This is a genomic window from Serratia sp. szju (assembly GCF_044594185.1).
Classification (GTDB): domain Bacteria; phylum Pseudomonadota; class Gammaproteobacteria; order Enterobacterales; family Enterobacteriaceae; genus Serratia; species Serratia bockelmannii.
Genome location: NZ_CP172576.1, coordinates 3,127,044 through 3,140,076 on the forward strand (window position 1 = coordinate 3,127,044; position 13,033 = coordinate 3,140,076).

A 13,033-nucleotide genomic window follows, 5' to 3' on the forward strand; every position below is an offset into this window, starting at 1 on the left:
AGCAAACCCCAAGCGAATGCGAGGTCGTGCATTTTCAATGAAATATCTACATTGGCCTTCAACTTAAATTTATTTAATATATTGATATAAATGATATTTTTAATGATGACCTTAAAAGCTAACTTGCCACGATGGTAACGTCAAGTTTTGTTTAAAATTTGCTCAATATTGTTATTTGTTAGCTTTTATTTGTATTTGTTGGTTTTTAAATCTTTGTATATCAATTGGTTGTTGATTTTGTGATTTTGATCTCAGTTGACAACCAATATTTACCAACTCTATGCTTGGCTTAAGTTGCTAATGAGGTGGGTTGAGATGAAAACTAAAATTGCAATCGCAAGCGATGATGTAGGGTTCGAACGTAAGGAGGAGATCAAAAAATACCTTGTAGAAGAGAAAGGTGCGGAGATTGTGTACGATCCCGTCAAACGCAAGGAGGACGGCGTGAATAATTTTGCCCGTCTGGCAGACGAAATGGCGGGGGTGATCCAGCGTGACGAATGCCGCATAGGTATTTATATCTGCGGGACCGGCATCGGGTTTACGTGCCAGGTGAATAAGCACTGGGGTATTCGTGCGGTTGCCGTAACGAATCCTTATTCTGCGAAACGCGCGCGGCTGAGCAACAATGCGCAGGTGATTGGACTCGGCTGCCGGGTTAATGATCTCGAATACACCAAAATGATCGTGGACGCGTGGTATGACAATCCGTTTGACTTCGCCACAGCAAGAGAAAACTCCAAAAAGAACCTGCTGGAAGCTGAACGCAGCGATAACTCGTTGCTGATAAAGCCGGGTGATGTTCGCTGGAATATGGGGTTCAGACCCGATGATGAGATTTCCGAGGGCTAAAAAATGGAACTGATCACACAGTTTATCAATGATCTGGGTAACTTTATTTTCATACCCGTCATCTTCCTTATCCTGATGAAGCTGCTGGGCCGTCCGCTGTCCGAATGCATTTCATCCGCGATCAAAGTCGGTATCGGTTTCATCGCATTAACCATGACCATCATGTTAATGCTGGAAAAAATGCAGCCAGCGGTCACTGGGCTCGCAGAAGCCACAGGATCGTCACTCAGCGCCATTGACGTGGGAGGGGCGGCAACAGCCGTCATGGGTTTCGGCTCAAGTATGGGGGCGATTATCATCCCGCTGTGCGTGGCCGTGAACATTGCCATGCTGGTCGCTCGCCTGACTGACTGCGTGAACGTCGATGTGTTTAACCTGCATCAGAATGCCTCCATGGGGGCAATCGTGGGGGCTTACTCTGGCAGCTTCCTGTACGGTGTTCTTACTGCCGCGCTGTTCCATGTCTGGGCACTGATTGCGGCGGATCTGGGCGCGAAAAAGAACGAACAGTTCTTCAATCTGCCGAAAGGTGTCGCTATCTCACATCCGGTTGCGAATACCTACCTGTTGTTTGCCTACCCATTTAACTGGATTTACGATCGCATCCCGGGTTTCCGTAATCTGAACGTGACCGCAGAAAGTATCCAGAAACGTTTTGGCATTCTCGGCGATCCGACCATGGTTGGTTTCATCATCGGCATCCTGCTGGGCTTCTGTGGTTATGGCTGGGAGTCTCCGTATCATACGGTCATAGCGAGCCTTCAGCTGGGGATGTACCTCGCGGCCGTCATGCTTCTTCTCCCGCGTATGACCTCCATTATGATGGAAGGACTGGTACCGCTGTCCAACGTGGCGCGTAAGAAACTGGTCAAACGTTTCCCCGATCGCGAGATTACCGTCGGTATGGATACAGCGCTGATTGTTGGACACCCGTCGGTTATCGCCCCCGCACTGCTGTTGATCCCGGTGATTGTAATCCTTGCCGTGATCCTGCCTGGCAACCGCGTGATGCCGCTGGGTGACCTGTCGCAGTTCGTGTTCTTTATTGCATGCATGGTGCCTGTTTTCAACGGCAATATTATTCGCACTTGGGTGACCTCCATCATCCTGTTTGGTGGTGGCCTGTACATTGCTTCCTGGATGGCGCCAGCCACTAACGAAGTGTTTCAGCAGTTCGGCACCAATCCGGATGCGAGCGTGATGTATTCATCTCTGAACCCGTCGGCCAACCCGTTCACCGGCCTTTTTGCCGCCCTCAGCCACGTGGGCATCGTTGGTTACGCGCTTGCTGCCGCTTTGCTGGTATCAGCGGGATACTTGCTTAAACAGAAATCACGCCGTCAGTTAAAAGCAGAAGCAGAAAAAACGATTTAACCATTTAAAAAGGTAATGAAAATGAAAAAGATCTTAGTCGTGTGCGGTAACGGTATTGCTTCTTCCTCCATCATGGTTTCTGTCCTGCAAGACTTTCTGAAAGAGCAGAAAATGGAAGCGCAGGTTGATAAGTCCTCTCTGATGGCGTGCACCACGGACACCTTCAACGGATATGACCTGATCGTCTCTTCCACCAAACTGGACAACCCGGGGATCACGACACGCGTTATTGTGGGCGCAGGCCTGTTAACCGGTTTGGGTGAAGACGAAATCTTCGATGCCGTTAAAGAAGAAATGCTGAAGTAGGTGAATGATGAAACTCGAAATTCTGGTAAACGACGTTGAGGAAACCATCGCTGACTGGCGCGCTGCTATTGAGTTTGCCGGCCAGAAGCTGCTGGAGAAAGACTACATCACACTGGAATATATCCAGGCCTGTCTGGTACGTGAAAAAACCTACCCGACGGGGTTGATGATGGCAAATGGGCAGGGGATTGCCATTCCCCATGCGGATTACACGCTGGTGAAGACCAACAGCATCAGTATCGTTCGTTTTGACAAGGGCGTGCTCTTCGGCCAGATGGAAGATGCGGATCTGACCGTTGAATGCGGCATCATGTTCAACCTTGCGTTCGCCACAAGCGATCAGCACATGGCGGTACTGCGTCGCCTTTTCACGCTTTTCCAGGATCTGTCGTTCATTGAGTCCTGCCGCAACCTGAAAACGCACGAAGTCGGAAAATACGTTGAAGAGATGCTTTCGGCATCTTGATAAACAAGAGGCAGATACGCAGGTATCTGCCTTTTTTACAGAAGAATTGCACGATGAAAAACTACTCTCTCGTTTTGAACGAACTAGCCTCGCTCGCTGGAAAAATCGATGAGCGAGAATTTAATGCCGTTATTGATTCCCTCGTCACCGCGAACCACATCTTCCTTGCCGGGGCTGGTCGTTCGGGGCAGATGATTAATGCATTGACGAACAGACTGATGCACCTGGGGATGTCAGTCAGCGTGGTGGGTGAAGTCAGTTCCCCTCATTCACATGAAGGCGATTTGTTGATTGTGGGATCCGGTTCTGGGGAGACTCAGCGCCTGATTAATCAAGTGAACATTGCGAGGAAAAACGGGGTGCAGATCGCCCTGATCACCGCGGCACCAGGCTCAACGCTGGCGGGGCTGGCTGATCATGTGCTGACCATTCCGGCCGGCGACAGTTTACAGCCAATGGGCTCGCTCTTTGAGCAGGCTTGCCTGCTGACGTACGACAGCATTGTGTTGGGGTTAATGGAAAAGCTTAATGAAACAAACCAGACGATGAAAGCGCGTCACGCCGACATTGAGTAATGCCGGCGCGGAGTTCGTTGTGCGGCCATCACTCCAGAAGTTTGATGGCCGTATCAAAGTCTGTGATTAACACTTTCAAAAGCCCGGATTTTAACGAGGCAACAATCCCTTCATACTTCTCTTCACCGCCCGCCACACCGATCAATTTCTTCGTGGTTCTCAGCTGTTCAGTTGTAATGCCAAAGCCCAGCCGGCTCATGGGACTGTCCAGGATCTCTCCCTCGCTGTTGACCAGTGTCACGCAGACATCGGCAGCGATATCTTGATCGAGCAGCGAATCACGCCAGGACTTTGGGAAAATATCGCACAGACTGGATGAACCCGTTTTCCAGGCACCAATGCCGGTGATCACCACGTCCATTTGCGGGTAAAACTTCTGGGCGTCCAGAACGGCCTGATCGCCTGCTAATTTTTCCGCCAGACTCTCGTCATCGACCCACATTGGAACGTACATCGGGTGGGCCTTCCCGTGCGAAATGGCCGCAATTTTATGAATGAGATCTACGGGGCCCTGACTGAACTCTATGCCTGGATGTACACCTGAGAGTTGGATAACATCCAGAGAGGGTAAAGAAACCAATTGACTGACGGTGCTGGACAAAACCCGTCCCCAAGCCATGCCAAATTTCATTCCCTCCTGGAGGGTTTCACTGAGATAATTCGCCGTGATCCCCCCGAGTTTGACGTTCAGCTGCTCTTGGGTGGACCAGGTTTCAGAAGCAGGAAGGACGACAGCTTCTTTAAGGCGGTATTTTTCGCAGAGGTTTCCGGCAATTTCTTCATCGAGCGCTTGCTGTTTGGGGAACACGAATTTGACGTACTCTTGCTCAATGGCTTCATCGATCAGACGGGCAACTTTAAAACGGGAAACGCCCAGCTCTTCAGCGATTTCAATCTTGGTTTTCATCTCCGCAAAGTAACGCCGGGCTACCAAGGAATAGAGATAGCGGGGATCGGAATGTTGCCAGCGAGAGGGGGCTTTGGTTCTGGGCATGTCATGTATCCTTTTGGGGCTGAAACGGCAGACCTTATCCGTTCAATTCTTCCAGCTAAAATCTACTCATAAGAGTATACATTTATATGCTCAAAAGGTTGCATCAAGTGAGAGAGGCGTTGCATATCTGTGATTGAGAACACTAAGTTGGCTTTTGGGAAATATGACGCAGCGCGTTCAGCAAGGATCAGAACCCTACCAACTTCTACCCCTCGCTCATCGCCGACAGAACCCATGCAAAATCCCAACAGCAAAAAGCCCGCTCAGGTTTCCCTGAGCGGGCTTCTCTAAATATGGCTCCTCTGACTGGACTCGAACCAGTGACATACGGATTAACAGTCCGCCGTTCTACCGACTGAACTACAGAGGAATCGTGTGAACGGGGCGAATAATAGCGAGGCGCCGTCGGCATGTCAAAGGCGGATTACACATTCTGTGACTGTTTGCTTACAGAATGCGCAACCCGTTGAGTTTTTTGGCAGATTTAGCCCTCGAGCGCCCGCTGCAGGCGCAGCTGATAGCGGTAAACGCCGGCGGTGAGCAGGTAATCCCGGTGCACGCTCGGGCTCCAGGAATCGTCGCCGCCCACCCCCATGTGGAAGCCGTCCAGGTGCAGCCAGGTGCCTGCTTCCGGCTGCAGCAGGTGCTGGTGGCTGCAGGTCATCAGCTGTTGCAGGCCGTAGCGGCTGAGCGAGAAGTGGAAGTGGCCGTCGATGCGCCAGCCGCCGTAGCGCAGGCTGCGGGTGTCGCAGCGTAGGCCGTTCTCGCCGGGGAAAATATACGGCGTGTGCAGATCCGCCAGCGGCAGGCGCCAGCGCCCGTGCTGCGCGGCCAGGCATCGATCCGGGTAGTTCTCGTGCGGGCCCAGGCCCAGCCATTCCGCCTGCGGCTGCACCGTTGCCAGTTGGCAGTGCAGGCCGATGCGCGCCGGCGGCGGCAGGGCGTCGGCCACCTCGACCTCCACGTTCACGCTCACCGCGCCCAACGCGTCGAACAGCCACTGTTTGCGGCTGATCAGCAAAATCTCCTCGTCCACGCCGAACTGGTGTTCGCTCACCACCTGCACGCCGTTTTGCAGCGCATCTGCCTGCAGCCGCGTGCAGCGCTCCTCCAGCCGGTACAGGCCCGCCAGCTTCCAGCGTTCGACCCAGGCGTTGGGATCGATATGGTCCGCTTCGCTGACGCCGATGTCGTTATCGATCGGCGCGCGCGCAAAGCCGTCGCGCAGCGGCGTCAGCAGCTGCGGCTGTTCATTCTGCCACCACTGCGTCAGGTGGCCGCTGCTGCGCTCGAAGCGCCAGCGCTGGTCGCCGTGGGTGAGCGTCAGCCCCTGCTCGTCTTCAGTCAGTGTGGGCGGCAGGCCCTGCGCCGGCGGCGGCGCGGGATGCAGCGCGCGCGGCACCCGCCACTGATCCCAGGCGCTGCGGTGATGCGCTTCGGACCAGTCGGTGGCCTGCGGCTGCACCACCTCCACGTTCAGCCACAGCTCGCCGGGCTGATGCAGCATCGGCAGGCGATCGAGCAGGGTGAAGCGAGTGCTGCCCTGCGGCGGCAGCGCCAGATCGAAGCTGCCGCTGGCGCGCTCCACGCCGTCCAGCTCCAGCCGCCAGTTGAGCTGCTCGTTGTCGGTGTGGCGGAACAGGTAATCGCTGGTGACGGTCAGCGTCAGCGAGGTGGCGTCGAAGGCGAAGCGGAACAGCTGCTGCGCCCGCTGCGCTTCGAACAGCGCTGGGTGCGGGGTGCGATCCGCGAACACCAGCCCGTTCAGGCAGAATTGGCGATCGTTGGGGGTGTCGCCGAAGTCGCCGCCGTAGGCCCAGAACTCTTCGCCGCGCTCGTCGCGTTTGATCAACGCCTGATCGACCCAGTCCCAGACAAAGCCGCCCTGCAGGCGCGGATAGTGGTGGAATGCGCGCCAGTAGCGCTCGAAACCGCCGAAACTGTTGCCCATCGCATGGGCGTATTCGCACAGGATCAGCGGGCGCTGTTCCTCCGGCAGGCCGATCCACTTGCCGAGCGCCCATTTGGGCACCGCCGGGAACGGCTGATCCTGATCCACTCGCGCATACATCGGGCAGATGATGTCGGTAGCGGCGGTGTCGGCGCCGCCGCCTTCATATTGCACCGGGCGGGTCGGATCCTGGCTTTTCACCCAGCGGTACAGCGCGTCGTGGTTTACGCCGTGGCCGGACTCGTTGCCCAGCGACCAGATAATGATGCAAGGGTGGTTGCGATCGCGTTGCACCATGCGGGTGACGCGCTCGCTCATCGCCGGCAGCCACAGCGGATCGTCAGCCAACCGGTTCATCGGCTGCATGCCGTGGGTCTCGATATTGGCTTCGTCCACCACGTACAGCCCGTAACGGTCGCACAGCCGGTACCACAGCGGGTGATTGGGGTAATGCGAGCAGCGCACCGCGTTGAAGTTGTGCTGCTTCATCAGCAGGATGTCGTGGCGCATCGTCGCCTCGTCCATCACCTGGCCGTGGCGCGGATGATGCTCGTGGCGGTTAACGCCGCGGATCAGCAGCGGCTGTCCGTTGAGCTTCAGCAACCCGCCGCTGATTTCTACCTGACGGAAGCCGACGTCATAGGCCTCCACCTCGATAATCTCCCCCTCGGGCGAGAGCAGGGCGACGGTGGCGCGATACAGCGCGGGCGTTTCGGCGCTCCACAGCGCCGGGCGTTCCACCGGCAGGCGCAGCGTGGCGCGATCGTCATAGGCGCCGCGCTCGTCCACGATCTCGCTGCCGAGCGGCTGGGTGCGTTCGGCCACCCGCGCGCCATCGCGCCACAGCTGAACCTGCACCTGCAGCGGGCCGGGCCGGTTGGCGCGCGCCGTCACCACCAGTTCGCCGCGGGTAAAGCTGTCATGCAGCGGCGTGGTGATGCGCACATCGCTCAGGTGCGCGGCGGGTTTGTGCAGCAGGCTGACGTCGCGGAAGATGCCGCTCATGCGCCACATGTCCTGATCTTCCAGATAGCTGCCGTCGCACCAGCGCAGCACCATCACCGCCAGCCGGTTTTCACCCGGCCGCAGCCACGGGCTGAGATCGAACTCCGCCGGCAGGCGGCTGTCCTGCGAATAGCCGACCCAGTGGCCGTTGCACCATAAATAGAACGCTGAGTTGACGCCGTCGAAGATAACGCGCGTCTGGCCGGCGGCCAGCCAGGCCGGATCGACGCTGAAGGTGCGCGAGTAGCAGCCGGTCGGGTTGTCTTCCGGCACGCGCGGCGGATCGACCGGGAACGGGTAGCGCACGTTGGTGTAGATCGGCGCATCGTAGCCGGCGAGCTGCCAGTTGCCTGGCACCGCCAGCGGGGCGGCGTCCGGCAAATCCTGCTGCAGCCAGCCTTCCGGTGCCGCCTCTGGGCGCGGGAAATAGCTGAAGCGCCACTCGCCGTTCAGCGACCGGCGGCTGGCGCTGGGGGCATCGTCGCGCGCGTCTTCCACCGTGCGCCAGCTGGCGAACGGCGGGTGAGCGTCCAGCCGGCGGTAGTGGGTGCAGGCCGGGTTTTGCCAGTCACGGCGGGCGAGGATCTCGGTCAGGGAAGCAAGGGGCGCAGCGGGCATCGGCGATCGTCCAGTCGGCTAGGTGATGCTCACCAAGATGCTGACAGGCGCATAAAAAGTAAAGCGGTTACACGCAACCTTGCAAGGGCGATCAAATAACCGTTAATGCGGTTCGCCGGCGCGGTAGATCCGCTGCGGGCGGCCGACCTTGCCGTAAATGATCTCGGCGCGCAGCTGCTGCGCGGCGGTGCAAAACTCCAGATAACGGCGCGCGGTGGTGCGGCTGAGCCCCATTTTTTGCGCAACGCTTTCAGCGGTGTGGCGCGCGGCGGGTTCGGCAAACAGCGCGCGGACCTTGCCCAGCGTCAGCTCGTCGATGCCGGCGGGCAGCGCCGCCTGCTGCTCGCCGCGGGCGTAGGTGTTGAACATCTCGTCGATGCGGCGCTGGTTGAGGCGCGCTTTGTCCTTCAGCGCTTCGCGGCGTTGGCTGAAGCGCTGCAGGGTCTGGCTCAACCGGTCATAGGCCAGCGGTTTGATCAGGTAGTCGAACACGCCGTAACGCAACGCCTCGGCCACGGTGGCCATGTCGCTGGCGGCGGTGATGAACACGATGCCGCCGCGATACCCGCTCAGCGTCAGTTCGCGCAGCAGGGTGATGCCCTGGCCGTCGGGCAGAAAGTTGTCCAGCAGAATCAGGTCCGGCTTGAAGCGCTCGGTCATGGCGCGTGCCTGTGCCAGGGTGCCGGCCAGCCAAATCTGGCGGCAGCCGCCGTTCTGGCGGATAAACTCCGCGTGCATTTCCGCCAGCGGCGTTTCGTCTTCAACGATCAGGATGTTCAGCCATTCCATAATGAAACCTACTATTGCAATCAAGATGCTAAATGAATGTAAGTAAATTGCGGCGCCAAATAAAGATTATCTCAATAATAAACACCATAAGATTAATTAAGCAAATAAAGAACATTAAATAACTTATTAACCGGGATCGGTTTGTGAAATAGGTCAATAATCGGCGTTTTTTTTCTGTTTACCATTGCTTTATCGAACGCGAGATGGTGTTTATCTCCATGGTTTTTAAGGTTTTAATTATTCTTGTTGATGTTAATTGAAATGCTTTTTTGTATTTAATTTGTTGTTTGTCAGTTAACCCAGAGAGCGTGTTATGTTAGGCGATGCCGTATTTAATCGGGTAAAGCGATCGGATCATAAAGCGATTTCGGAAATAAGCGCCTTCTTGCGCAGTAACGATCTGAATATCGACACCACGGTTGAAATATTTATTACCGTTACCCAGCACGAAAAATTGGTCGCCTGCGGCGGTATCGCCGACAATATTATCAAATGCGTCGCCATCAGTCCGCTGATGCGTGGCGAAGGGTTGGCGCTGGCGCTGGCGACCGAGCTGGTGAACCTGGCCTACGAGCGCCATCACACTCAGCTGTTTATCTACACCAAGGTGCAGAACGAGCCGCTGTTCCGCCAGTGCGGTTTCTACCCGATCGCCACCGTGCCGGGCATCGTGGTGCTGATGGAAAACAGCCCGTGTCGCCTGAAGCGCTACGCCGCCCAACTGGCGAGCCAGCGCCGGCCGGGCGACACCATCGGCAGCATCGTGATGAACGCCAACCCCTTCACCCGCGGGCATCAGTATCTGGTGCGTCAGGCGGCCAAACGCTGCGACTGGCTGCACCTGTTTCTGGTAAAGGAAAACACCTCGCGCTTCAGCTATGAAGACCGGCGCCGGCTGGTGCTGGCCGGCACCGCCGATATTCCCAACCTCACGGTACACGAAGGCTCGCAGTACGTGATCTCGCGCGCCACCTTCCCCTGTTACTTCATCAAGGATCAGGGCGTGGCCGACGACTGTTACACCGAAATCGATCTGAAGATCTTCCGCCAGTATCTGGCGCCCGCGCTGGGCATCACCCACCGCTTCGTCGGCAACGAGCCGTTCTGCGCGGTGACCGCGAAATACAACCGCGACATGCGTTACTGGCTGGAAACGCCGGCGCTGCCCAGCCCGCCGATCGCGCTGGTGGAAATCGAGCGTTTGCAATATCAGGGCACGGCGATCTCCGCCTCCTGGGTGCGCAAGCTGCTGGCGGCGGGGGACTTCCACGCCGCCGCGCCGCTGGTGCCGCCGGACACCCTGTACTACCTGCAGGATCTGCAAACGCAGCGCCGGGCCAAGGCGGCCCCGCATCCTTTTGAGTCCGCACAATCAGGTGAATGATGAAAATTATCCGAGAAGCAATGGCCGGCACGCTGGAATCCAGCGATGTCATGGTGCGCATCGCGCCCGCCGAGGGGCCGCAGCACGATCTGTTGATCGCCAGCAGCGTGGAAAAACAGTTCGGCACGGCGATCCGTCGCACCCTGCTGGAGGTGCTGCAGCGCTATGAGGTGGAGCCGGTGCAGGTGATCGTCGACGACAAGGGGGCGCTGGACTGCGTGCTGCGCGCCCGGCTGGAAACCGCGCTGATGCGCGCCTGCGAGGGCGGCCAACTGCCGTGGGAGGCGAAAGATGAAAACGCTGAATAAAACCCGGCTGCGCCGCAGCATGCTGTTCGTTCCCGGCGCCAACGCGGCGATGGTCAGCAACGCCTTTATCTACCAGGCCGACGCCCTGATGTTCGATCTGGAAGACTCGGTGATCCTGCGTGAAAAAGACGCGGCGCGCCGGCTGGTGTACCACGCGCTGCAGCATCCGCTGTATCAGGAGGTGGAAACCATCGTGCGCGTCAATGCGCTCGACTCCGCCTACGGCCTGGCGGACCTGCAGGCCGTGGTACGCGGCGGCGCGGACATCGTGCGCCTGCCGAAGACCGACAGCGCGCAGGACGTTGTCGACATGGAGCGCGAGATTGCCGCCATCGAAGTGGCCTGCGGCCGGCCGGTCGGCAGCACCGGGCTGCTGGCGGCGATCGAATCGGCGCAGGGCATCACCCACGCGGTGGCGATCGCGCACGCTTCGCCGCGTCTTATCGGCATCGCGCTGGGGGCTGAAGACTACGTGCGCAACCTGCGCACCGAGCGCTCGCCGGAGGGCATTGAGCTGCTGTTCGCCCGCTGCTCGCTGCTGCAGGCGGCGCGCGCCGCCGGCATTCAGGCGTTCGACACCGTGTATTCCGACGCCAACAACGAGGCCGGCTTCCTGCAGGAAGCGGCGCTGATCAAACAGCTCGGCTTCGACGGCAAATCGCTGATCAACCCGCGCCAGATTGAGCTGCTGCACAACCTGTACGCGCCGACCGCCAAAGAGGTGGCGCACGCGCAGCGGGTGGTGGACGCCGCTGAAGCAGCGGAGCGGGAAGGGCGCGGCGTGGTGTCGCTCAACGGAAAAATGGTCGACAGCCCGGTGATTGAACGCGCCCGGCTGGTGCTGGAGCGCGCCGCGCTGTCCGGCTTGCGGGAAGAACCGGCGCAGCACGGGGAGGAAGCATGATGAACCGCCAACAACGATTGATGACCTTCGCCAACCCGGCGGATCTGCCGGGCTATCAGGACGTGTCCAAAGCCAACCTGCAGGCGCGCAAACCGCGCGATCTCAAGCTGTGCGATTCCTTGCAGGAAGCGGTGCGCCGCAGCGGGCTGCAGGACGGCATGACCATCTCCTTCCACCATGCGTTTCGCGGCGGCGATTTGACCCTCAATCAGGTGATGGAGACGCTGGCGGCGATGGGGTTCCGCAACCTGACGCTGGCCTCCAGCTCGCTGACCGACTGCCATGCGCCGCTGGTTGAGCATATCCGCCACGGCGTGGTGAGCCGCATTTACACCTCCGGGCTGCGCGGCCCGCTGGCGGACGCGGTTTCGCGCGGCCTGCTGGCGGAACCGGTGCAAATTCACTCGCACGGCGGCCGGGTCAACCTGATCGAATCCGGCGAGCTGAAGATAGACGTGGCCTTCCTCGGCGTGCCGGCCTGCGATGAGTTCGGCAACGCCAACGGCTACAGCGGTGAAGCCTGCTGCGGCTCGCTCGGCTATGCGCGGGTGGACGCCGAGGCGGCGGGCACCGTGGTGCTGCTGACCGAGCAACTGGTGCCGTATCCGCATCATCCCGCCAGCCTGGCGCAGGATCGGGTGGATCTGATCGTGCAGCTGGAGCGGGTGGGCGATGCCGACAAGATCGGCGCTGACGCCACGCGCATGACCTCGAACCCGCGCGAGCTGCTGATCGCCCGCCGCGCCGCCGAGGTGATCGCCGGTTCCGGCTACTTCAGCGAAGGCTTCTCGCTGCAAACCGGCACCGGCGGCGCCTCGTTGGCGGTGACCCGGTTCCTGGAGGACAAGATGCGCGCCCGTGGCATTCGCGCCGCGTTCGCCCTCGGCGGCATCACTTCGACCATGGTGGATCTGCACGAGAAAGGGCTGATCGGCAAGCTGCTGGACGTGCAGAGCTTCGATCGGGCGGCGGCGACCTCGCTGGCGCGCAACCCGCGCCATATCGAAATCAGCGCCAACCAGTACGCCAACTTCAGCTCCAAGGGCGCGTCGGTCGATCGGCTCGACGTGGTGGTGCTGAGCGCGCTGGAAATCGACACCGGCTTTAACGTTAACGTGCTGACCGGCTCCGACGGCGTGCTGCGCGGCGCGTCCGGCGGCCACTGCGACACCGCCGCCGCCGCGCGGCTGGCGATCATCGTTGCGCCGTTGGTGCGCGGGCGCATCCCGACGCTGGTGGAGCAGGTGACTACCTGCGTCACGCCGGGCTCCAGCATCGACATTCTGGTGACCGACCACGGCATCGCCGTCAACCCGGCGCGGCCGGAGCTGGCGCAGCGCCTGCGGGAGGCCGGCCTCGAGGTGGTGAGCATCGACTGGCTGCGCGCCCGCGCGCTGCAGCTGACCGGCGAACCGCAGCCGATCGCCTTTACCGACAAGGTGGTGGCGGTGGTGCGCTACCGCGACGGCTCGGTGATCGACGTGGTGCATCAGGTGGCGGAGTAACC

At 59.1% G+C, this 13,033-nt stretch carries 12 protein-coding genes and 1 tRNA gene; 9 read left to right on the forward strand and 4 right to left on the reverse strand.

Going from position 1 to position 13,033, the window contains the following annotated elements; all coding sequences use genetic code 11:
- Positions 1-315 precede the first annotated feature (315 nt).
- From RE418_RS14815 to hxlB, 5 genes are read left to right on the forward strand one after another with little or no spacing between them, the layout of a single operon-like run.
- Positions 316-852: an RpiB/LacA/LacB family sugar-phosphate isomerase gene (locus RE418_RS14815; protein WP_089181091.1), complete on the forward strand. Its 537-nt coding sequence runs from the start codon at positions 316-318 to the stop codon at positions 850-852.
- A gap of 3 nt (positions 853-855) precedes the next feature.
- Positions 856-2,226: a PTS galactitol transporter subunit IIC gene (locus tag RE418_RS14820; RefSeq protein WP_089181090.1), complete on the forward strand. Its 1,371-nt coding sequence runs from the start codon at positions 856-858 to the stop codon at positions 2,224-2,226.
- Positions 2,227-2,247: 21 nt separating this feature from the next.
- Entirely contained in the window at positions 2,248-2,532 is a 285-nt protein-coding gene (locus RE418_RS14825; protein ID WP_074054856.1) for a PTS sugar transporter subunit IIB, read from the forward strand.
- 7 nt (positions 2,533-2,539) lie between these two features.
- Entirely contained in the window at positions 2,540-2,998 is a 459-nt protein-coding gene (locus tag RE418_RS14830) for a PTS sugar transporter subunit IIA (RefSeq protein ID WP_089181688.1), read from the forward strand.
- A gap of 53 nt (positions 2,999-3,051) precedes the next feature.
- Positions 3,052-3,573 carry a 6-phospho-3-hexuloisomerase gene (gene hxlB / locus RE418_RS14835; protein WP_089181687.1) on the forward strand — a complete coding sequence of 174 codons (522 nt, stop codon included), beginning with the start codon at positions 3,052-3,054 and terminating at the stop codon, positions 3,571-3,573.
- A gap of 28 nt (positions 3,574-3,601) precedes the next feature.
- On the opposite strand, the gene RE418_RS14840 is transcribed toward hxlB, so the two are convergent.
- The 4 genes from RE418_RS14840 to dpiA form a co-directional block, all read right to left on the reverse strand.
- The gene (locus RE418_RS14840; RefSeq protein ID WP_089181089.1) at positions 3,602-4,567 is read right to left on the reverse strand and encodes a sugar-binding transcriptional regulator; all 966 of its coding nucleotides are present in this window, start codon (positions 4,565-4,567) and stop codon (positions 3,602-3,604) included.
- Between the two features lie 294 nt (positions 4,568-4,861).
- Positions 4,862-4,937 (reverse strand) — tRNA-Asn (locus RE418_RS14845).
- 114 nt (positions 4,938-5,051) lie between these two features.
- Positions 5,052-8,141: a beta-galactosidase gene (locus RE418_RS14850; protein ID WP_399675203.1), complete on the reverse strand. Its 3,090-nt coding sequence runs from the start codon at positions 8,139-8,141 to the stop codon at positions 5,052-5,054.
- A 102-nt stretch (positions 8,142-8,243) separates the two neighbouring features.
- Positions 8,244-8,930, reverse strand: coding sequence for a two-component response regulator DpiA (dpiA, locus tag RE418_RS14855; RefSeq protein ID WP_021505854.1), 687 nt, complete (start codon positions 8,928-8,930; stop codon positions 8,244-8,246).
- A gap of 313 nt (positions 8,931-9,243) precedes the next feature.
- Between dpiA and citC the strand changes: the two genes are divergently transcribed.
- Genes citC through citF form a run of 4 tightly spaced genes read left to right on the forward strand, consistent with a single transcriptional unit; the run spans position 9,244 to position 13,031 of the window.
- Entirely contained in the window at positions 9,244-10,314 is a 1,071-nt protein-coding gene (gene citC / locus RE418_RS14860; protein WP_154746495.1) for a [citrate (pro-3S)-lyase] ligase, read from the forward strand.
- Positions 10,314-10,622 (forward strand): citrate lyase acyl carrier protein, encoded by a 309-nt coding sequence (gene citD / locus RE418_RS14865; RefSeq protein WP_060433540.1) that lies wholly within the window; start codon positions 10,314-10,316, stop codon positions 10,620-10,622. Before citC ends, citD begins: the two co-directional genes overlap by 1 nt.
- A complete protein-coding gene (citE, locus tag RE418_RS14870; protein WP_089181086.1) occupies positions 10,606-11,526 on the forward strand; it encodes a citrate (pro-3S)-lyase subunit beta in 921 nt (306 codons plus the stop codon). The genes citD and citE overlap by 17 nt, the downstream gene beginning before the upstream one ends.
- Positions 11,526-13,031, forward strand: a complete 1,506-nt coding sequence (gene citF / locus RE418_RS14875; RefSeq protein WP_060433538.1) for a citrate lyase subunit alpha — start codon at positions 11,526-11,528, stop codon at positions 13,029-13,031. The genes citE and citF overlap by 1 nt, the downstream gene beginning before the upstream one ends.
- The last annotated feature ends 2 nt before the right edge of the window (positions 13,032-13,033 follow it).

What these genes read in the sequence shown, in the direction of transcription:
- citC (WP_154746495.1), top strand. Translation starts at nt 9,244, where the DNA reads ATGTTAGGCGATGCCGTATTTAATCGGGTAAAGCGATCGGATCATAAA.
- RE418_RS14820 (WP_089181090.1), top strand. Translation starts at nt 856, where the DNA reads ATGGAACTGATCACACAGTTTATCAATGATCTGGGTAACTTTATTTTC.
- RE418_RS14815 (WP_089181091.1), top strand. Translation starts at nt 316, where the DNA reads ATGAAAACTAAAATTGCAATCGCAAGCGATGATGTAGGGTTCGAACGT.
- RE418_RS14840 (WP_089181089.1), bottom strand. Translation starts at nt 4,567, where the DNA reads ATGCCCAGAACCAAAGCCCCCTCTCGCTGGCAACATTCCGATCCCCGC.
- citE (WP_089181086.1), top strand. Translation starts at nt 10,606, where the DNA reads ATGAAAACGCTGAATAAAACCCGGCTGCGCCGCAGCATGCTGTTCGTT.
- citF (WP_060433538.1), top strand. Translation starts at nt 11,526, where the DNA reads ATGAACCGCCAACAACGATTGATGACCTTCGCCAACCCGGCGGATCTG.
- dpiA (WP_021505854.1), bottom strand. Translation starts at nt 8,930, where the DNA reads ATGGAATGGCTGAACATCCTGATCGTTGAAGACGAAACGCCGCTGGCG.
- RE418_RS14850 (WP_399675203.1), bottom strand. Translation starts at nt 8,141, where the DNA reads ATGCCCGCTGCGCCCCTTGCTTCCCTGACCGAGATCCTCGCCCGCCGT.
- hxlB (WP_089181687.1), top strand. Translation starts at nt 3,052, where the DNA reads ATGAAAAACTACTCTCTCGTTTTGAACGAACTAGCCTCGCTCGCTGGA.
- RE418_RS14825 (WP_074054856.1), top strand. Translation starts at nt 2,248, where the DNA reads ATGAAAAAGATCTTAGTCGTGTGCGGTAACGGTATTGCTTCTTCCTCC.
- RE418_RS14830 (WP_089181688.1), top strand. Translation starts at nt 2,540, where the DNA reads ATGAAACTCGAAATTCTGGTAAACGACGTTGAGGAAACCATCGCTGAC.
- citD (WP_060433540.1), top strand. Translation starts at nt 10,314, where the DNA reads ATGAAAATTATCCGAGAAGCAATGGCCGGCACGCTGGAATCCAGCGAT.